The sequence below is a fragment of the Streptomyces sp. NPDC048473 genome, from assembly GCF_043200155.1.
Classification (GTDB): Bacteria; Actinomycetota; Actinomycetes; order Streptomycetales; family Streptomycetaceae; genus Streptomyces.
The window spans coordinates 127,027-145,082 of the sequence record NZ_JBICXE010000001.1; the positions used below are offsets into that span (position 1 = coordinate 127,027).

The 18,056-nt window shown below is 70.5% G+C and carries 14 protein-coding genes and 1 tRNA gene; 4 read left to right on the forward strand and 11 right to left on the reverse strand.

The window, feature by feature from the left end:
- Positions 1-120: 120 nt before the first annotated feature.
- Genes araD through ACGFU7_RS00640 form a run of 3 tightly spaced genes read right to left on the reverse strand, consistent with a single transcriptional unit; the run spans position 121 to position 3,451 of the window.
- Complete coding sequence (gene araD / locus ACGFU7_RS00630; RefSeq protein WP_393690880.1) at positions 121-1,866, reverse strand: L-arabinonate dehydratase; 1,746 nt, start codon at positions 1,864-1,866, stop codon at positions 121-123.
- Complete coding sequence (locus ACGFU7_RS00635) at positions 1,854-2,756, reverse strand: dihydrodipicolinate synthase family protein (RefSeq protein ID WP_393691800.1); 903 nt, start codon at positions 2,754-2,756, stop codon at positions 1,854-1,856. Before ACGFU7_RS00635 ends, araD begins: the two co-directional genes overlap by 13 nt.
- A gap of 32 nt (positions 2,757-2,788) precedes the next feature.
- Positions 2,789-3,451 carry a GntR family transcriptional regulator gene (locus ACGFU7_RS00640; protein ID WP_393690882.1) on the reverse strand — a complete coding sequence of 221 codons (663 nt, stop codon included), beginning with the start codon at positions 3,449-3,451 and terminating at the stop codon, positions 2,789-2,791.
- Positions 3,452-3,717: 266 nt separating this feature from the next.
- On the opposite strand from ACGFU7_RS00640, the gene ACGFU7_RS00645 reads away from it, so the two are divergent.
- Positions 3,718-4,926, forward strand: coding sequence for an MFS transporter (locus ACGFU7_RS00645; RefSeq protein ID WP_393691802.1), 1,209 nt, complete (start codon positions 3,718-3,720; stop codon positions 4,924-4,926).
- Between the two features lie 44 nt (positions 4,927-4,970).
- Here ACGFU7_RS00645 and ACGFU7_RS00650 read toward each other — a convergent pair whose 3' ends face one another.
- Positions 4,971-6,149 (reverse strand): hypothetical protein, encoded by a 1,179-nt coding sequence (locus ACGFU7_RS00650; protein ID WP_393690884.1) that lies wholly within the window; start codon positions 6,147-6,149, stop codon positions 4,971-4,973.
- The gene (locus ACGFU7_RS00655; RefSeq protein ID WP_393690886.1) at positions 6,146-7,105 is read right to left on the reverse strand and encodes a 5-dehydro-4-deoxyglucarate dehydratase; all 960 of its coding nucleotides are present in this window, start codon (positions 7,103-7,105) and stop codon (positions 6,146-6,148) included. The genes ACGFU7_RS00650 and ACGFU7_RS00655 overlap by 4 nt, the downstream gene beginning before the upstream one ends.
- 341 nt (positions 7,106-7,446) lie before the next feature.
- Here ACGFU7_RS00655 and ACGFU7_RS00660 point away from each other — a divergent pair, with 341 nt between their 5' ends.
- Positions 7,447-8,256 (forward strand): NAD-dependent epimerase/dehydratase family protein, encoded by an 810-nt coding sequence (locus tag ACGFU7_RS00660; RefSeq protein WP_393690888.1) that lies wholly within the window; start codon positions 7,447-7,449, stop codon positions 8,254-8,256.
- Between the two features lie 107 nt (positions 8,257-8,363).
- The gene (locus ACGFU7_RS00665) at positions 8,364-9,584 is read left to right on the forward strand and encodes a TerD family protein (protein WP_393690890.1); all 1,221 of its coding nucleotides are present in this window, start codon (positions 8,364-8,366) and stop codon (positions 9,582-9,584) included.
- A gap of 109 nt (positions 9,585-9,693) precedes the next feature.
- Here the strand turns inward: ACGFU7_RS00665 and ACGFU7_RS00670 are convergent, their stop codons facing one another.
- The 5 genes from ACGFU7_RS00670 to ACGFU7_RS00690 form a co-directional block, all read right to left on the reverse strand.
- Complete coding sequence (locus ACGFU7_RS00670; RefSeq protein ID WP_327275883.1) at positions 9,694-9,918, reverse strand: hypothetical protein; 225 nt, start codon at positions 9,916-9,918, stop codon at positions 9,694-9,696.
- A gap of 79 nt (positions 9,919-9,997) precedes the next feature.
- Positions 9,998-11,578 (reverse strand): TROVE domain-containing protein, encoded by a 1,581-nt coding sequence (locus tag ACGFU7_RS00675; protein WP_393690892.1) that lies wholly within the window; start codon positions 11,576-11,578, stop codon positions 9,998-10,000.
- A 364-nt stretch (positions 11,579-11,942) separates the two neighbouring features.
- Positions 11,943-12,008, reverse strand: a tRNA-Lys gene (locus tag ACGFU7_RS00680).
- 90 nt (positions 12,009-12,098) lie between these two features.
- Positions 12,099-13,565: an alkaline phosphatase PhoX gene (locus ACGFU7_RS00685; protein WP_393690894.1), complete on the reverse strand. Its 1,467-nt coding sequence runs from the start codon at positions 13,563-13,565 to the stop codon at positions 12,099-12,101.
- A 214-nt stretch (positions 13,566-13,779) separates the two neighbouring features.
- Entirely contained in the window at positions 13,780-15,234 is a 1,455-nt protein-coding gene (locus ACGFU7_RS00690; protein ID WP_393690895.1) for a hypothetical protein, read from the reverse strand.
- A gap of 196 nt (positions 15,235-15,430) precedes the next feature.
- Between ACGFU7_RS00690 and ACGFU7_RS00695 the strand changes: the two genes are divergently transcribed.
- Complete coding sequence (locus ACGFU7_RS00695; RefSeq protein ID WP_393690897.1) at positions 15,431-17,284, forward strand: endonuclease/exonuclease/phosphatase family protein; 1,854 nt, start codon at positions 15,431-15,433, stop codon at positions 17,282-17,284.
- A 39-nt stretch (positions 17,285-17,323) separates the two neighbouring features.
- Here ACGFU7_RS00695 and ACGFU7_RS00700 read toward each other — a convergent pair whose 3' ends face one another.
- Positions 17,324-18,037 (reverse strand): antibiotic biosynthesis monooxygenase, encoded by a 714-nt coding sequence (locus tag ACGFU7_RS00700; RefSeq protein ID WP_393690899.1) that lies wholly within the window; start codon positions 18,035-18,037, stop codon positions 17,324-17,326.
- Positions 18,038-18,056 lie beyond the last annotated feature (19 nt).

Sequence of the window (18,056 nt, forward strand, 5' to 3'; positions counted from 1 at the left end):
ACACGTCTCCGTTCTCTCTCAAGTGCTGGGGTGATGCGTGGAGCGCGCAAGCGCTTGCCGCACGATGTTCGATATCTCGCACAGACGGTGCGGAGGAAGTCCGGTCGGCGTACGGGGCGTTCAGCCGGCGTAGGGGTCGGGCACTTCTCCCTGCCGGGCCAGGAACGCGAAGTCGCAGCCGGTGTCCGCCTGGGTGATCTGGTCGTGGTACAGCGCCCCGTAACCGCGCCCGTACCGGGTGGGCGGCGGTGTCCACGCGGCCCTGCGCTGCGCCAACTCCTCGTCGGATACGTCGAGATGGAGCAGACGCGCCTCGACGTCCAGGGTGATCGGGTCACCGGTGCGGACGAGGGCGAGCGGCCCGCCGACGTACGACTCGGGCGCGATGTGCAGCACGCACGCCCCGTAACTGGTGCCGCTCATCCTGGCGTCGGAGATCCGCACCATGTCCCGTACGCCCTGCTTCAGCAGGTAGTCGGGGATCGGCAGCATGCCGTACTCGGGCATTCCGGGACCGCCCTTGGGGCCTGCGTTGCGGAGCACCAGCACATGGTCCGGGGTGAGGGCCAGGGCCGGGTCGTTGATGGTGCGCTGCATCTCCTTGTAGTCGTCGAAGACGACCGCGGGGCCGGTGTGGCGCAGCAGTCCGGGCTCGGCGGCGATGTGCTTGATGACCGCGCCGTCCGGGCAGAGGTTGCCGCGCAGCACCGCCACGCCGCCCTCGTCCGCCAGAGGGTTGTCGCGTTCCCGGATGACATCGCTGTTGTGGACGAGCGCCCCGTCGAGCTGTTCGCGCAGGGTGTCGTACGAGACGGTGGGCCGGTCCAGATGGAGTACGTCGGCCAGCCGGGCCAGGAACCCGGGCAGCCCGCCGGCGAAGTGGAAGTCCTCCATCAGGTACTGCCCGCCGGGGCGGAGATTGGCGAGGACCGGCACGGTACGGGCGATCCGGTCGAAGTCGTCGAGAGTGAGCTTGATTCCGGAGCGGCCCGCCATGGCGATCAGATGGATGACGGCATTGGTGGAGCCGCCGAGCGCGAGAACGGTGGCGACGGCGTCCTCGTACGCCTCCGCCGTGAGGATCTGCGACAACTTCCGCTGCTGCCACACCAGTTCGACGATTCGAAGTCCGGACTGGGCGGCCATCCGGTCGTGTCCGGAGTCGACGGCCGGGATGGACGAGGCGCCCGGCACGGTGACGCCGAGCGCTTCGGCGGCGGCCGTCAGGGTCGATGCGGTGCCCATCGTCATGCAGTGGCCGGGTGAGCGCGCCAGCCCGTTCTCCAGCTCGGCCATCTCGCAGTCGCCGATGAGTCCGGCGCGCTTGTCGTCCCAGTACTTCCACATGTCGGTGCCGGAGCCGAGGACTTCGTTGCGCCAGTGTCCCGGCAGCATCGGCCCGGCCGGTACGAAGACGGCCGGCAGATCGACGGAGGCCGCGCCCATCAGCAGCGCGGGCGTCGACTTGTCGCAGCCGCCCATCAGCACGGCCCCGTCGACCGGGTAGGAGCGCAGCAGCTCCTCCGTCTCCATCGCCAGCATGTTGCGGTAGAGCATCGGGGTCGGCTTCTGGAACGTCTCCGACAGCGTGGAGACCGGGAATTCGAGCGGGAAGCCGCCCGCCTGCCAGACGCCCCGCTTGACCGCCTGCGCACGGTCACGCAGATGGACGTGGCAGGGGTTGATGTCGGACCAGGTGTTGAGGATCGCGATGACGGGCTTGCCCAGGTGCTCCTCGGGGAGGTAGCCGAGCTGCCGCGTCCGGGCCCGGTGGCTGAAGGAGCGCAGCCCGTCCGTTCCGTACCACTGGTGGCTGCGCAGCTCCTCGGGGCCGATTCCGCCGTCCCAGCCCGTCATATCGACCATCCGGCGACCTCGTCGGCGACCTCGTCGCGCTGCGCCTCGGGCAGGACGCGGCTGGGCGGGCGGACATCGCGGCGGCAGAGTCCCAGCGAGGCGAGGGCCTCCTTGACGACCGTCACATTGTTGGCGGACTGCCCCTCGGCGCGCAGTTCCTCGAAGCGGCGGATCTGCTCCCAGACCTTCATCGCGGCCGGGTGGTCACCGGCCCGCAGCGCCTCCAGCATGGCGAGCGAGACGCCGGGGGCGACATCGACGAGCCCGGAGGTGAATCCGGTGGCACCGGCGGAGAAGTAGGAGGGGGCGTACAGCTCGGCGAGACCGGCGATCCAGACGAAGCGGTCCAGGCCGGCGTCGCGGGCGAACGCGGCGAACCGTGCGGCGTCCGGTACGGCGTACTTCACGCCGATGACATTGGGGCAGCTGTCGGCGAGCGAGACGAGGCGTTCGGCGCCGAGCCGCGGGTCGCGGACGTAGGGGACGACGCCGAGCCCGGGGACGGCCTCGGCGATGGCCCGGTGGTAGTCGACCCAGCCGTCCTGCGAGACATACGGGTGGATGGGCTGGTGCACCATCACCATCTCGGCACCGGCGTCGCGTGCGTGCTCGGCGGCGGCGACCGCGGTCGGCACGTCGTGCCCGACGCCGACCAGGACCGTGGCGCGGCCACCGGTCTCGTCAATGGTCAACTCGGTGACGGTGCGCCGCTCTTCGGGGGTGAGCGCGTAGAACTCCCCGGTGTTGCCGTTCGGGGTGAGGATGCGTACGCCACCGTCGAGGAGCCGCCGCAGCAGTCCGCGGTGCGCAGCCATGTCAATGGTGCCGTCCGCGGCGAACGGGGTCACCGGGATCGCCACGACATCTGCGAGGGCCGTCTTCAACGGTGCGAAGTCCATGGGGACAGGCCTTTCGTCGGTGTGCTGGTGGTTCATGCCCGGTCCCCCTCGGTCTCTGCTCCCTCGGGAAACGCACGGCTGACGAACGACGCGATGTGGTCGTGCAGGGCCCGGGCCGCGGCGTCCGCGTCGTCGGCGAGCGCGAGCCGCAGGATCTCGCGGTGCTCGGCCGCCTCCCGCTCCCAGGACGGAATGGTCGCCCAGGCCACGGTCGACACCAGTGCGGCCTGGTCGCGGACCTCGTCGAGCATCCGGGCCAGCAGCGGATTGCCGCAGGGCAGGTAGAGCGCCCGGTGGAAGTCCCGGTTGGCGAGCGACCTGTCCGCCGTGTCATCTGCCGAGTGAGCCCGTTCCAGGGCCTCCTGGGCGGCTTCGAGCGAGGCCCTGCGGGTGATGGAGCGCCGCAGCGCCTCCGGTTCCAGGAGCAGGCGTACGTCGTACACCTCCCGTGCCATGGCCGCGTCGACCAGGCGCACGGTGACGCCCTTGTACTGGCTCATGACGACGAGCCCGGTACCGGCAAGGGTCTTGAGCGCCTCGCGCACCGGTGTCTTGGAGACCCCGAACTGCGCGGCGAGCTCGGTCTCGACAAGCGCCTGCCCCGGTCTCAGCTGCGCGGTGAGGATCGCGTGCTTGATCGCCTCCAGCACGTACTGGGTACGGGACGGAATCGGGGTGGGCGTCGCAAAGGTCATGGGTGAAGGGCTCTCACATCTCGCATATCGCGTCTCATATATGACGTACGAAGTACGACGCGATGAAGCTAGAGCGGAGACGAATGTTTCGTCAACGCTTCTGACAAAAGAACTTCCCCGGATTACGACGTGTGCCCTACACCGATCGCGGGGCCCGGCCACCCCCGCCGCGCGGCCTACGGCATCTTCCCGATGCCCTGCAACAGCCTTACCGGCCAGCCTGACTGCGTAACGGAAGTGCAGGTCAGGGAGGTTCGGTGGGCGCGATGGCAGGGCCGGCGGCAGGGCGGGTACTACGGGACCGGACGGCGGGGCTGTTCCTGGCAGCGGTCGTCGTCTCCGGATTCGGCAGTTCCGCGATGTCGCTGGCGGCGGGGATCTGGGTCAAGTCGCTGACCGGGTCGGACAGTCTGGCGGCGCTCGCCCTCTTCGCCGTCTGGCTGCCGGTGCTCTTCGGGCCGGCCCTCGGGGCGGTGGCCGACCGATGGCCCAGGAAGCCGCTGCTGGTCTGGTCGAACGTCGTCATGGCCCTGCTGCTGACCACCTTGACCGCGGTGGATTCGGCGGGGCGGATCTGGATCCTTTTCGCGGTGCTCGTGCTGTACGGGACCAGCTTCGTGCTGATGGACTCGGCCGAGTCGGCCCTGGTCGCACAGGCCGTGGACGCCCGCCTGCTGGGCGATTTCAACGGCTTGCGGATGATGGCGAACGAGGGCATGAAGCTGCTGGCCCCGCTCACCGGTGCGGCGCTCTACGCCCGCTTCGGGGGCGCCTCGGTGGCCCTGCTGGACGCGGTCTCCTTCGCGCTGGCCGCCGGGCTCTACGGACTGCTGCGGGTACGGAAGCAGGACCCGGCGACGGTCGAGGACCGGGAGGGCGGATGGGCCGCCGGGATGCGGCAGGTCTGGGGGTCGCCGGTGCTGCGGCCGCTGGTGCTCGCCGGATCGGTCACGATGCTGTGCGCTGGGCTCAACGGGGCGACGCTGTACGCCGTCGTGGACGGGAGGCTCGGCCACTCCCCCTCGTACGCGGGTGTGCTCTCCGTGGCGCAGGGCGTCGGGTCCATCATGATCGGGCTACTGGCCGGGCCACTGCTGCGGCGGCTGCCGGAACGGGTGTTCACGGCGGCGGGGATCGCCGTGTTCGCGGTGGCGGTGGGCCTGCGGGCGCTGCCGTACGACGCGGTGGCGCTGGTGGCCTGCGGCCTGATCGGGGCCGGACTGCCGTGCGTGCTGATCGCCGCGATGACGGCGGTGCAGCGGGAGACGCCGGACGCGCTCCTGGGCCGGACGGCGGCGACCGCCGGCACGCTGATGTTTGCGCCCAACGCGGTGGCTCTGGGGCTCGGTGCGGGGCTGGTCGCGCTGGTGGACATGCGGGTGCTGCTGCCGCTGGTGGGCGCGGCGGCGTTGCTGACGGCGGTGCTGCTGGTCACGGACCGGCGGATGGGGTCTCCCCTGCTCGAACGAAGTTGAGAGCTTGGGGACGGCTGACGGGCGCCCCCACCGGTCCGCGTGCGTCATCGACCGAGGCGTGACAGCGCTTCGGCGACGGTCTCAAGGTCCGGGCCGGAGGCCAGCCCGGCGTGATACAGGCGCAGTTGGTTCGCGCCGAGCGAAGCCGCGTGCGTGGCGTCCCGCTCCAGTGTGGCGGGGCTGCCGCCCATCCCCGTGACCACGGTGAAGTTGGCCGCGAGCACGCCCTCGCGCCCGGCGAACGGGCCGAGTACGGCCTCGCGCGCCGCGTCGCCGCCGGTGCAGGGCAGCACTACACCGTCCGCCACGGACAGGATGTGCTCCGGGTCGGCACCGACGTTCGCACCACAGCGGTACGGCGCGGGGTCGGCGTGCAGCAGCACCTGGAAGCCCGGCTCCGCCGCCGCCCGTACGGCGGCGACCGCGGATTCCTGGAGCGTACGGGCGACCTGGCCGCGCCACTGAAGGGTGCCGGCGGCGAGGCCGGCGCCGAGGAGCTTCTCGATGCCGGCCCACCCGGCCTCCGGAGAGCCGGAACCGGACCAGGCCGGTTCCAGCGCCCGGCGTACGGCTGCGGCCAGCTCTTCGGCGTCCAGACCGTGTCCGGCGTATCCGGTCCGGCAGTCGGGGCAGAAGCAGAGCGACATCAGATACTGTGCCGCGTCCCCGAGACCGACGCCCGCGATCTTGTCGTGGGCGTGCAGATGCGCGAAGCCGTACCAGCCGCAGGACTCCAGCTCGGCGCCGCGCGCGCCGTCCCGTACCGCCGCCTCCGCCGCCAGAGCGACCAGATACTCGCGGACCGCGGGCTGCGCGATGCAGGGCGCCCAGGGGTAGCGGTCGCCGTACGCATTGACCACGGAGGTGTCCGGATGCTCGGCGCCCAGCCGGGAGTTGTGCGCGAGGACCACCCAGGTGTGCACCTGAAGACCGGCATCGGTGAGGGCCTGTGCGGCCTCGGCGTACGGATCGTCCGAGGCCACCCAGGACTGCTCGTACGGACGCAGTTCGCGCCCCGCCCACCGAGCGGCGTCCGGCGGGTAGAGCACCGCGGCATGCCCGGCGGTGACGATGCGGCGGTCGGGGTGGCGCGGGGTCAGCGCCCGGGTGGAGTGGTAGGCGGCGGCGAGCGTCACCTGCTGGACGCCCAGATCCGCGACGCGGGCGGCCGCGTCCGGGTCGCCGACGACGTCCCACGGGTAGAGGAAGGCGGAGGTCTTCACCCGCGCTGCTCCTGCCCGTACTTCTCCAGCAGGTCGCGGCCGCGCGCGATGATCTCGGTGAGCTCCTCGATGTGGGCGGCGGGCGGCTCGGTGAGCGGGGTGCGGACCTCGCCCACGTCCAGGCCGCCCAGCCGGACGGCTGCCTTGACGAGCGAGACGGCGTAGCCGCGGCCCTTGGCGCGCAGTTCGACCAGTGGCCGGTAGAAGTGGTCGAGGAGCGCGTTGGCCAGGTCGTCGTCGCCGGAGTCCAGCGCCCGGTGGAAGGCGAGCGCGATGTCGGGCGCGAAGGCGAAGACGGCGGAGGAGTAGAGCGTCACGCCGATGCCCCGGTAGGCGAGGCCGGTGAGTTCGGCGGTGGGCAGCCCGTTGAAGTACAGGAAGTCCTGGCCGGGCAGTTCGGTGCGGACGGCGCTGACGATGCGCTGCATCAGGTCGAGATCGCCGTAGCCGTCCTTGAGGCCGATGATGCCGGGCGTCACGGCCAGTGCGACGACGGTCTCCGGGGTGAAGACGGCATTGTCGCGCTGGTAGACGATCGTCTCCAGACCGGTGGCCGCGGCGAGCGCCGTGTAGTGGCTCAGCAGCCCCGCCTGGTCGGCGACCACGAGATACGGGGGCATGGCGAGGAGCCCGTCCGCGCCCGCTTCCTCGGCGAGCTTCGCGTACTGGATCGCGAGGGCCGTGCCGTATCCGGCTCCCGCGACGACGGGCACCTCTCCGGCGGTCTCCTCGACGGCCGCGGCGACGAGGAGGCGGAATTCCTCCGGCGTCAGGGCGTGGAACTCGCCGGTGCCGCAGCAGGCGAAGACGGCCGCCGCACCGGCGTCGATGCCGGTCCGTACATGCGCGCGGAAGGCGTCGATGTCGATCGCGCCGTCCGGTCCGTACGCGGTGACGGGGAAGAAGAGCGGCCCGGCGACACGGGTGAGTCGGGCGGCAAGAGGGGCTGAGGTCACGGGCGCTCCCTGAGCAGGTCCAGGCGTGCACAATTCTGATCGGTGTCCATATTTATGAACGCTCTCACGCTAAGGCAGCATCCCGGCACAGGTCAAGACGGGAACACGCAACCCGTCCGATCATGAAGACGGAGTTGTCGACTCCACGGAGACTCCGCGGGAGAGTGTGCGGGAGAGGCACCCGGCACTTGACGCAGTACGTCATGACTTCTTAGCTTGTCCATGCATGTGAATGCTGTCCATGGATTTGCCGTCCCGCGGGTACATGTCGCAGGTACCGCAGGGGCCGCGCCGCGCACGCAGATCGCGCGCGTGCACCTATGTACCGAGGAGATCCGCGTATGCCCGCTCCCCGCACCGTCCTGCTCACCGGCGCCGCCGGCGGCCTCGGCACCCTGATGCGCGGACTTCTGCCCGCGTACGGCTACGAGCTCCGCCTCTTCGACATCGCCCCCGTGGAGGGCGAGCCGGACGCGATCACGGCCGACCTCGGTGACAAGGAGGCGCTGCGCGAGGCCGTGCGGGGCGTCGACGCGATCATCCACCTCGCGGGCATCTCCCTGGAAGCCTCGTTCGACAAGATTCTGAAGGCGAACATCGAGGGGACGTACAACCTCTACGAGGCCGCGCGCGAAGAGGGCGTCCGGCGCATCGTCTTCGCCTCCTCCAACCATGTCGTCGGCTACACCCCCCGCCCGCTCCCCGGCGACCCGCTGATCCCCATCAACGCCCCGCGCCGCCCCGACACCTTCTACGGCCTGTCCAAGTCCTTCGGCGAGGACCTCGCCCAGCTGTACTGGGACCGGCACGGCATGGAGACCGTCTCCGTACGCATCGGCTCCTGCTTCCCGGAACCGACATCCGTACGGATGCTCTCGGTCTGGATGAGCCCCGAGGACGGCGCCCGGCTCTTCCACGCCGCACTCACCGCCGAGGACGTGCGGCACACCGTCGTCCACGGCTCATCCGACAACACCCGGCTGTGGTGGGACCTGACGACGGCCCGCTCGCTCGGATACGAGCCGAGGGACGACTCGGAGCCGTACGCGGCCGAGCTCATCGCCGAACAGGGTGAACTGGACCCGGACAACCCCGACCACGCCCACCTCGGCGGACACTTCTGCACCAACCCGCCGATCTGGCCGCACTAGCCGTGCCGGATGGCGCGGCCGCACCGGCCGACACGGCCGCGCCAACAGTGCGCCAAGACGGGTAAAGGTAAGGGAACGGCAAAGCCCGGTCGTTCGTTACCCCGTGCATGACCGCTATGACCCCCGGCTCGAACATCCCTCTCTCCGCCGCCCGCGTGGCAGTGGACGTCTCCGCACCGGTGCGGCTCGACGTTTCGGGCCTGCTGCTCACCGCCGACGGCAAAGTGCGCTCCGACGACGACTTCATCTTCTACAACCAGCCCGCCGGCCCCGGCGTGACCTACCGCTCCGGCGGCGGCACCGCACCGGACGCGATCGTGGTGGACACCACCGCGGTCCCGTCCGGCATCGAGAAGATCGTCGTCACGGCGAGCCCGGATGCGGCGGGCCAGACCTTCCAGGGCATCGAGCCCACCGCGACCGTGCGCAACGCCGACGACGGCAGTGTGCTCGCCACGTTCACGCCGCCCCAGCTGGGCGCCGAGACGGCGCTCGTGGTCATCGAGGTCTATCTCCGCAACGGCGCCTGGAAGGCCCGCGCGGTCGGCCAGGGCTATGCGAACGGGCTGGCCGGTATCGCCACGGACTTCGGTGTCTCGGTCGAGGAGGAGCCCGCCGCTGCTCCTGCCGCCGCGCCCGCGCCCGCGCCCGTCGTACCCCCGATGCCCGCCGCCGCCCCGGTGGACCCGCGGATCGCCGCACCTCCGGCCCCCGCGGCCCCGCCCGCCGCTCCCGCGCCCGCCTCCTCCGGCAAGATCAACCTCGACAAGGGCCGGGTCAGCCTCCAGAAGAACCAGACGGTCTCCCTGGTCAAGGGCGGCCGCCCGCTGCTCTCCCAGGTCAAGATGGGCCTCGGCTGGGAGCCCGCGTTCCGCGGCAAGGACATCGACCTCGACGCCTCCGTGATCGCCTACGGCCCCAACCGGAACCACCTGGACAGCTGCTACTTCGGCAAGCTCTCCATCCTGAACGGCGCGGTCAAGCACTCCGGCGACAACCTCACAGGCGAGGGTGCGGGTGACGACGAGGTGATCGTCGTCGACCTGGGCCGGATCCCGGCGGAGGCGACCGGTCTGGTCTTCACGGTCAACTCGTTCACCGGCCAGAAGTTCACCGAGGTCGCCAAGGCCTACTGCCGGCTGATCGACGCGGCCACCGGTGAGGAGCTGGTCCGCTTCGACCTGACCGGCGCGGAGCCGCAGACCGGCGTGATGATGGCCAAGCTGATCAAGCAGTTCTCCGGCGAGTGGGAGATGACGGCGATGGGCGACTTCGTGAAGTCGCGCACCGTCCGCGGCATGGTGAAGCCCGCCGCCCAGGCGCTGTAACGCTGCAAAGGCTTCCCACACGGTTTCAGGGGCACCTGCGAATGCCAGGTGCCCCTGAGGCCGGAGAGTGTGACGGGGACGCGGTCGCTGCGCGTGCTCGCCACCTCTCTCAGAGCTTGGTCAGCTTGGAGTACGGGCTCAGGATCCTCCCCTGTCGCCCCGAGAAGTCGATGAGCACTGCGTCGTTGTCGCCCTCGACAGCGAGGACTCGACCGAGTCCGAACTGGTCGTGCGACACCCGGTCGCCCACATCGAACAATTCGACCGGTGGGGCCGCCTGGGCCGGGCGGTTGAAGGGACTGGAAGGCAGGTATCGCCGGGCTGACTGTTTCATTACCTTGAGTATGCGCCCTGGGAAGGCCCGACGCCATGCCCGTCCACTCCTGGGGGCACAACTGATGCCGGATTCGTAATCAGCGATTCCAGGGCCAGTCCGCGTCCCGGCCCGCTTCCAGCAGCGGCACCATGCGGAACGCCGCGTCCGAAAGACCCCCGAAGGTGTGGCGGTTCCCACCTCCCGACGGGGCGTGCCCGACCCGGTATCCGGCCAGGTTCCAGGTGTAGACGGGCACGTCGGCCGGCACGGCCGCGGTGGCATCCGCGGCGTACGAGAACGACGCCTGCTCGTCGGTGACGATCAGTACCCGGTCATGGGCCCGGTAGTGCCGGCGCACCGCCTCCGCGGTGTTGGTGCCGCCGAGGTCACCGAAGCGCTCCAGGACCTTCAGCACGGACTCGCCGCGGCGATATGTCACCGGTGAGCTGTTCGTACCGAACTGCACCAGATCGGCATCGGCTGCCCGCAGTGCCAGCGCCGTACCGAAGATCGCGGCGGCGTCGGCCCGGTTGAGCTGCGAGCGGTCCGAGAGCGGCGACCACATCGAGCCCGAGCGGTCGACCAGGATCAGCGTCCGCCCCGGCAGCGCGGGCACCTGGCCCAGGGAGTGACCGAGGGCCTTCTCCAGCGGGTGGGCCCAGCGCAGCGAGGGCGCGTGCTGATAGGCGGCGAGGTAGCGGAACGGGAACTGCCGCGATGCGGCGACCACGGCCGGGTCGCAGATCTTCGCAGCCACCTGTGCGGCGACCTCGTCCGAGACGCCCGCCTCGTCGAAGTTGCGCAGATTGCGGACGAGCGCCATCGCACCCATCGACGGAATCACCGCTTCCCAGGCCGCGGCGTCCATCGGTCCCTGCAGCCAGCCCGCCAGGGCCTCCCAGGTCACGCCCGCCGCAGCCAGCCGGTCCGCACCGTCCGCACCGTCGACCACGGCCCGCCGCTCCTCGACCGGCAGCTCCATCAGCGCACGGTGCGCGGTGAGGGTGCGGTTGGAGACCGGCACCACGGCCGCCTCCGGGTGGTGGCGGCGGTCGAGGGCGTACCGGAACAGCTCGCCCTGCCACGTCTTCTCCGGGTCCGGCGCGGCGTGCACCAGGTTCAGGATGTCGCCGAAGCGGTAGCCCTTGGACGCGGTGTCGTACTTCAGCAGCGACTTGCCGTTGTAGAGGCGGCGTACGGCATCGGCGATGCCGCGCTTGACGGGCTTGGGCACGGCGCGGCCGTAGCGCGAGGTCCAGTACCCGAGGAGTTCACCGGGCTCGTCGGCGCGCAGCAGGACGGAGTCGACGACCTGCCGGTTGGACGGCCCGTCCTCGGCACCCGCGTCGAGCCGTGCCTTCACATACTCGGCGGCGCCGACGATCGAAGCGGTACGCATCTGGCCCTCGCGGCGCAGCCAGTGGAGCAGACCGGCGGTCCACTCGGGGTCACCGACGGCGAGTATCCGCACCAGTTCGGCGAATCGGTTGTCGCGCTGCTCGCCGTCCTCGTAAAAGGTCTGCTGCGAAACGAAATTGGCGACCGCGAGCAGAAAGAGCTCGGAGCGATTGTCGCGGAGATGTCCTCGGCCGCCCTGATGGGTCGGCGCGGTGCGCCCGGTCGACTTCACGGGCGAGGTGGCGCGGGGCCCGGTGGTGCGGGTGTTGAAGCGTGCCATGTGAATTCCCCCGAATTCATTGGGAGAAGGCACAGCGGGAAAAGGGTGCCCGAGATCAGGAGTCGGCGACGGGCTTGCCTGATGCTCTACCGCATTGAGCTACCGGCCGTGGCCGGGCGGGACTTGAACCCGCAACCGTCAGATCCGAGAAGTATCCGTCACCTGCGCACCGGGCACCCCCCGATGTCTGTGCCTCCCGAGATCAGAGTCGGCGGCGGCAGTTTCTTGACAGGAAGTAGCCGCAGCCTGCGCACCGGGAGGTGCATGCAGTCATTGCTGATGAAGTTGTGGTGTCCAGAGATCGGAGTCGGCGGAACCGACGAAGGTACTCTGCCAACTGAGCTACACCGGAACGAGATCCGGTGGCGGGACTCGAACCCGCGACATCCCCATTAAGAGTGGAAGTAGGTCCTGCCTGCGCACCTGGACACAGGCAGGACTCTAGAGGGGGAACTCCACGGAGCGCGAGGGAATTACGCGCGCGGGCATTTCATGTGGATGACTCCGGCGGTCCCGGCCGTCAGTGGCGGTTCGGCTGGCGCTTCCACGGACCGGTGATGGCGAGCATGATGCCCGGCGTCTGGATGTTGGCGTACAGCGTCCTGCCGTCGGGCGAGAACGTGACACCGGTGAACTCGCTGTACTCCGGCTCCTGTTCGCTGCCGATGTTCAGCTCGTTGCGGGCGATCGGGTACGTGCGGCCGCTGTCGGTCGCACCGAAGAGGTGCTGGATGCCGTTGCCGTCCTCGGCGATGACCAGACCACCGTACGGCGAGACGGTGATGTTGTCCGGGCCGTCGAAGGCACCGTCCTTGGACGGGTCGGCGTTCACACCGAGGAGCACCTTCAGCGTCAGCGTGCGGCGCTTCGGGTCGTAGAACCAGACCTGGCCGTCATGCTGGACGGGGCTCTCCTCGCGGGCAAAGGAGGAGACGATGTACACGCCGCCGTCGCCCCACCACATGCCTTCGAGCTTGCGGGCGCGGGTGACCTCGCTGTCCGTGAACTGCTTGCGCACCGAGACGGTCTTCGCGTCACGGTCGGGCACGTCGACCCAGTCCACGCCGTATACCGTGCCGATCTTGGTGGCGCGGGACAGGTCGTCGACGAACTTCCCGTTGCTGTCGAAGGCCTTGGTGGCCTGGAGGACACCGGCGTCGTCGGCGAGGGTGCGCAGCTTGCCGCGGCCGTGCCGGAAGCCGTGCGGCGGAACCCAGCGGTAGAGCAGCCCGTTGGGGCCCGCGGCGTCCTCGGTCAGATAGGCGTGGCCGCGCTTGGGGTCGATGACGACAGCCTCGTGGGCATACCGGCCGAGCGCCTTGACGGGGCGCGGGTCTCGGTTGGCGCGCTTGTCGTACGGGTCGACCTCGAAGACGTAGCCGTGGTCCTTGAGGAGGCCGTTCTTGCCGGCCTTGTCCTCGGTCTCCTCGCAGGTGAGCCAGGTGCCCCACGGGGACGCGCCACCGGCGCAGTTGGTGGACGTACCGGCGATGCCGACCCACTCGGCGGTACGGCCGTCGCGGCGGGTCTCCACGACGGTGCAGCCGCCGGCCGCGACCGGGTCGTAGACGAGGCCCTCGGCGAGCGGCACCGGGTGCTCCCAGCCGGCCCGGGTGCCGCTCAGCTCGTGGTTGTTGACGAGCAGGGTGACGCCGCGCGGGCCCTCGAAGGTGGCCGTGCCGTCGTGGTTGGAGGGGGTGTACTCGCCGGACTCCAGCTTGGTGACACCGCTGTGGGTGATGACCTTGTACGAGAAGCCGGCGGGCAGCGCGAGGAGGCCCTCGGGGTCGGCGATCAGCGGCCCGTAGCCGGGCTGGTGGCTGTGGCCGTGCCCGTGGTCGTGACCGTGGCCGTCGTGGCCGTGCTGCGAGTCCTCGGCGGCCAGTGCACCCGGCGCGGTGGCCAGCGCGGCGACGGTACCGGTCAGGGCGATGCCGGCACCGGTGAGGGCGGACTGTCTGGTGAATTCCCTGCGCGTGAAGGGCATCACGTACTCCTGGGGCAACTGAGCGGGTTGTTGGAGCGCCCACAGTCGCGCCCCTGCGCCAACACCAGTTGAACTGCGGGCGACGTCGGGGGGCATCCTTCCTGTGCAGTTGGCCGGAATGGATGCCGCGCCCGGTCCATGCGGTCCGCCGACCGCCCCGCTCACGCCGCGAGCGCGAGCGTGAGCGTCAGCGGGCAGCCCAGCCGCCCGGGGCTCAGGCCCCCGTCCGCGACCGCGCCTTGAACGCCGCCTTGCGGGCTTCCTTGGCCTTCTTCTTGTCGCTGTGCAGCCGCCCCATCGCTTCGAGGACGTCCGCCGTCGCCGGGTGCTCCACCCGCCACGCCTCGTCGAAGAAGCCGCCGTGCTGGCCCGCCAGGCCCTCGACCAGGCCCTGGAGCTCGTCCAGATCACCCTCGGCCTCCAGCTGGGCCGCGATCGTGTCGATGGCGAGCCAGAAGATCATCGACTCCGGCGGCGCGGGTACGTCCGCCGCGCCCAGCTCCGCGAGCCAGACCCGTGCGAGACCGCCCAGCTCGGGATCGTCCAGCACCGCGCGCACTGCGGGCTCCGCCTCCGCGCCGACCAGGGCGAGCGCCTGCTGGCAGTGGAGCCGGCGCAGCGGCGCCTGCTGGTCCGCGCCGCGTGCCGCCGCGAGGAGTTCGGCCGCGGCCCCGTCCGCGCCGCGCCGGGTGAGCCACAGCTCGACCTCGCTGCGGGCCGCCGTCTCGGGGTAGTACGCGATGCCGCCGAGGAGCGCGTCGGCGCCCTTGTCCGCGAGGTCGCCGATCGCCGGGGCGTCCACCCCGGCCTCCAGCATCCGGGCCCGGATGCCGTACAGGCCGAGGGGGGTCAGCTTCACCATTCCGTACCGGGTGACGTCCTCGTCGTCGGCCGGCGGGGCGGCGTCCTCGCCCTCCTCGGCCAGCAACGCCTCGTCCACCGGGCGGTATTCGACGATCCCGATGGGTTCGAGCACCCGGAACTGGTCGTCGAGGCGCATCATCGCGTCGGACACCTGCTCAAGGATGTCGTCGGTGGGCTCGCCCATGTCGTCGGGCACGATCATCGACGCGGCGAGCGCGGGCAGCGGTACGGGCGCCGCGTCCGTGCCGGCGTCACCGGCGGTGAGCAGGTACAGATTGCCGAGGACCCCGTCGAGGAATTCCGCCTCGACCTCCGGGTCCCAGTCCAGGGATTCGAAGTCGATCGAGCCGTCCTCGCCGACGAGATCGGCGAAGTCCTCGAAGACGGGCGCGGTGGCGTCGGCGTGGACGGCCTCCAGGCCGTCGAGCCAGATCGAGAGGACGTCCTGCGGTGAACCACCGGTGATCAGCGCCAGGTTCTCACCGGCGGCGGCGGTCCCCTCCGCGTCCTCCCCCGCGGCCTCCTGCGGGTCCTCGACGTCGACGAGCCCCGCGTCGACCGCGAGCCGCCACGCCTCGCTCGCCTCCGCCGCGCCGTCCTCGTCCGCCGTGAGGCCGAGGTGTTCGGCCGCCGCCGGCAGCTGTTCCTCGACGAGCTCGCCACCGGCGCCGACCCGGGTCCCGGGGCCTGCCCAGCGGGCGAGCCGGACAGCGCGGGCGAGCAGCGGCGCGGCGAGCGCGTCCCGTGCCAGCTCGGCCTCGGTGTGCAGCCGTACGGGCGGCAGGGTGGGGCGCTCTGCGGACATCAGGTGGTTCTCCTCGGGACGTACGGGGCGTACGGGTTCAGGCGGCCCAAGCGTAGACGCATTTCGCCCCATGCCACCCGGTTCACGCAACGGACAGTGGCAGTCCACCCGGGAGACCTTGACAACTGCCTTGCCCACACAAGAGATTGACGCGCGTAGACCTCCACTCCGACCCTCGATACCCCCGGAGCCCTTGATGCCCGCCGCATCGTCCAGAACGACCGCCGTCTCCGCCGTAGTCACCGCCGCGCTCGCCGCGGGCCTGCTCACCGGCGCAGCCACCACTTCCGCGTCCGCCTCCCCGTCCTCGTCCGCCGACGGCCAGGTCCGGATCCACGACATCCAGGGCACCACCCGGATATCCCCGCTCACCGGCCGGCAGGTCAGCGGTGTCGCGGGCATCGTCACGGGTGTGCGGACGTACGGCTCGAAGGGCTTCTGGTTCCAGGACCCGGACCCCGATGCCGACCCCGCCACCAGTGAGGGCATCTTCGTCTACACCGGCTCCGCGCCGGCCGTCGCAGTGGGTGACGCGGTCACGGTCTCCGGCACGGTCACCGAGTACGTCCCGGGCGGCCTTTCCTCCGGCAACCAGTCGCTCACCCAGATCAGCAAGCCCACCGTCGCGGTGGTGTCCTCCGGCAATGCCGTGCCCGCGCCGGTGACGGTCTCGGAGCACTCGGTGCCCTCCCGGTACACCCCGGAGGGAGACCCCGCGGCGGGCGGCTCCATCGACGCGCTTCCCCTCGCCCCGTCCCGCTACGCCCTGGACTACTACGAGTCCCTGGAGGGCATGAACATCCGCATCGGCACCTCGCGGGTGGTCGGCGCCACCGACCCGTACGCCGAGCTGTGGGTGACGGTGAAGCCGCACGAGAACGCGAGCCGCCGCGGCGGTACGGTCTACGGCTCGTACACCGCGCAGAACACCGGCCGGCTCCAGATCCAGTCGCTGGTGCCGCTCGCCGAGCAGCCCTTCCCGACCGCCGATGTCGGCGATGTGCTGTCCGGCACGACCGAGGGTCCGCTCGACTTCAACCAGTACGGCGGCTACACACTGACCGCCCGTACCCTGGGCACGGTCACCGGCAAGGGCCTGCGCCGTGAGACGACCCGCAAGCAGCGCGGCGGCGAGCTGGCGGTGGCGACGTACAACGTCGAGAACCTCGACCCGGGCGACCCGCAGGAGAAGTTCGACGCGCTCGCCGCGGCTGTGGTCGACAACCTCGCCTCGCCCGACATCGTGGCGCTGGAGGAGATCCAGGACAACAACGGCGCGACGGACGACGGTACGGTCGCCGCCGATCAGACGGTCAAGAAGTTCACCGACGCGATCGTGGCGGCGGGCGGTCCGGCGTACGAGTGGCGTTCCATCGCCCCGGAGGACAAGAAGGACGGCGGCGAGCCCGGCGGCAACATCCGCCAGGTGTTCCTCTTCAACCCGGAGCGGGTGTCGTTCACCGACCGCGCGGGCGGCGACGCGACGACGGCGACCGATGTCGTACGGGAGCGGGGCCGGGCGGCCCTGACCCTCTCCCCCGGCCGGATCGACCCGGCGAACGCGGCCTGGCAGGACAGCCGCAAGCCGCTCGCCGGAGAGTTCAGCTTCCGCGGCCGTACGGTCTTCGTCGTCGCCAACCACTTCGCGTCCAAGGGCGGCGACGAGTCCATCGTCTCGCAGCACCAGCCGCCGGCCCGCTCGTCGGAGGTCCAGCGGCATGCGCAGGCCGAGGCGGTCAACACCTTCGTCAAGAAGCTGCTGAGCGTCCAGAAGAACGCGGACGTCCTGGTCGCCGGCGACATCAACGACTTCGAGTTCTCCGGCACGGCCAAGGCGCTGACGGCCGGTGGCGTGCTGTACCCGGCGGTCAAGTCCCTGCCCCGCCCGGAGCGTTACTCGTACGTCTACCAGGGCAACACCCAAGTCCTCGACCAGATCCTGACCAGCCCGTCGATCGACGACTTCCACTACGACAGCGTGCACATCAACGCCGAGTTCGCCGCGCAGAACAGCGACCACGACCCGCAGGTGCTCCGCTTCCGCCCGTAGTCCATATACACCCGTAGTCCATATACATACGCAGCGCCGCTACGCGTCCGCCCTCGGCCTCATGCTGAGCGCGGGCGTGTAGCGGTGCACGCCCCCGCCGACCACTCCCGGGTACGACTGCACCCGCTCCCACTGCGGCGTCCTCGAACCGATCCCGTCGCCGGGCCCGGCCAGTGCGTCGACATGGGCCTGCGCGCTCTCCCATTCGGCGTAATTGAGCACGCGCGTTCCGTCGGTGCTCACATGGAAGTGTCCGGAGATGCCCCCGGGGGCGGGCGCCGGATCGGTCCCCAACGCCTCGAACACGGTGTCCACCCAGTCCCGCTGCCGCGCCTTGTCCGCCCCGTCGAACTCGACATCGACGATCACGACGCACCCCGGCTCCCGTCCGTCCCCCTCCCGCAGCGGCACGGAGCGGTATGGCTCAAGGGTGTGCAGCCCGAGCCGCCGGATGCCCGGCACGGCGGCGTCGATGTCCGCGTTGCGCTCGTCCCGGCCGTGCCGGAAGAAGTCCTGATACGCCTGCTCCCCACTCCACTGGGTGTAGTGGAACAGTGTCTTCCCGTCCTCACCGACATGGACGGTGTACGAGAGCAGCCCCGGATGCGGCCACTCCCGGCTGTCCCACGCCCTGCGAATGGCCTCGACCGTCTGCCGCTGCCGCTCGGGGGTGCCGACATCCCAGGTGCTCGCTTTGACGATTCCGGCGTCGTTATGGGCAAGATCGGGACGGGATGCGAATCGCACGCTCATGACGGGTCCTCCTGACCGG

What these genes read in the sequence shown, in the direction of transcription:
- araD (WP_393690880.1), bottom strand. Translation starts at nt 1,866, where the DNA reads ATGGTCGATATGACGGGCTGGGACGGCGGAATCGGCCCCGAGGAGCTG.
- ACGFU7_RS00635 (WP_393691800.1), bottom strand. Translation starts at nt 2,756, where the DNA reads ATGGACTTCGCACCGTTGAAGACGGCCCTCGCAGATGTCGTGGCGATC.
- ACGFU7_RS00640 (WP_393690882.1), bottom strand. Translation starts at nt 3,451, where the DNA reads ATGACCTTTGCGACGCCCACCCCGATTCCGTCCCGTACCCAGTACGTG.
- ACGFU7_RS00645 (WP_393691802.1), top strand. Translation starts at nt 3,718, where the DNA reads ATGGCAGGGCCGGCGGCAGGGCGGGTACTACGGGACCGGACGGCGGGG.
- ACGFU7_RS00660 (WP_393690888.1), top strand. Translation starts at nt 7,447, where the DNA reads ATGCCCGCTCCCCGCACCGTCCTGCTCACCGGCGCCGCCGGCGGCCTC.
- ACGFU7_RS00665 (WP_393690890.1), top strand. Translation starts at nt 8,364, where the DNA reads ATGACCGCTATGACCCCCGGCTCGAACATCCCTCTCTCCGCCGCCCGC.
- ACGFU7_RS00670 (WP_327275883.1), bottom strand. Translation starts at nt 9,918, where the DNA reads ATGAAACAGTCAGCCCGGCGATACCTGCCTTCCAGTCCCTTCAACCGC.
- ACGFU7_RS00675 (WP_393690892.1), bottom strand. Translation starts at nt 11,578, where the DNA reads ATGGCACGCTTCAACACCCGCACCACCGGGCCCCGCGCCACCTCGCCC.
- ACGFU7_RS00685 (WP_393690894.1), bottom strand. Translation starts at nt 13,565, where the DNA reads ATGCCCTTCACGCGCAGGGAATTCACCAGACAGTCCGCCCTCACCGGT.
- ACGFU7_RS00690 (WP_393690895.1), bottom strand. Translation starts at nt 15,234, where the DNA reads ATGTCCGCAGAGCGCCCCACCCTGCCGCCCGTACGGCTGCACACCGAG.
- ACGFU7_RS00695 (WP_393690897.1), top strand. Translation starts at nt 15,431, where the DNA reads ATGCCCGCCGCATCGTCCAGAACGACCGCCGTCTCCGCCGTAGTCACC.
- ACGFU7_RS00700 (WP_393690899.1), bottom strand. Translation starts at nt 18,037, where the DNA reads ATGAGCGTGCGATTCGCATCCCGTCCCGATCTTGCCCATAACGACGCC.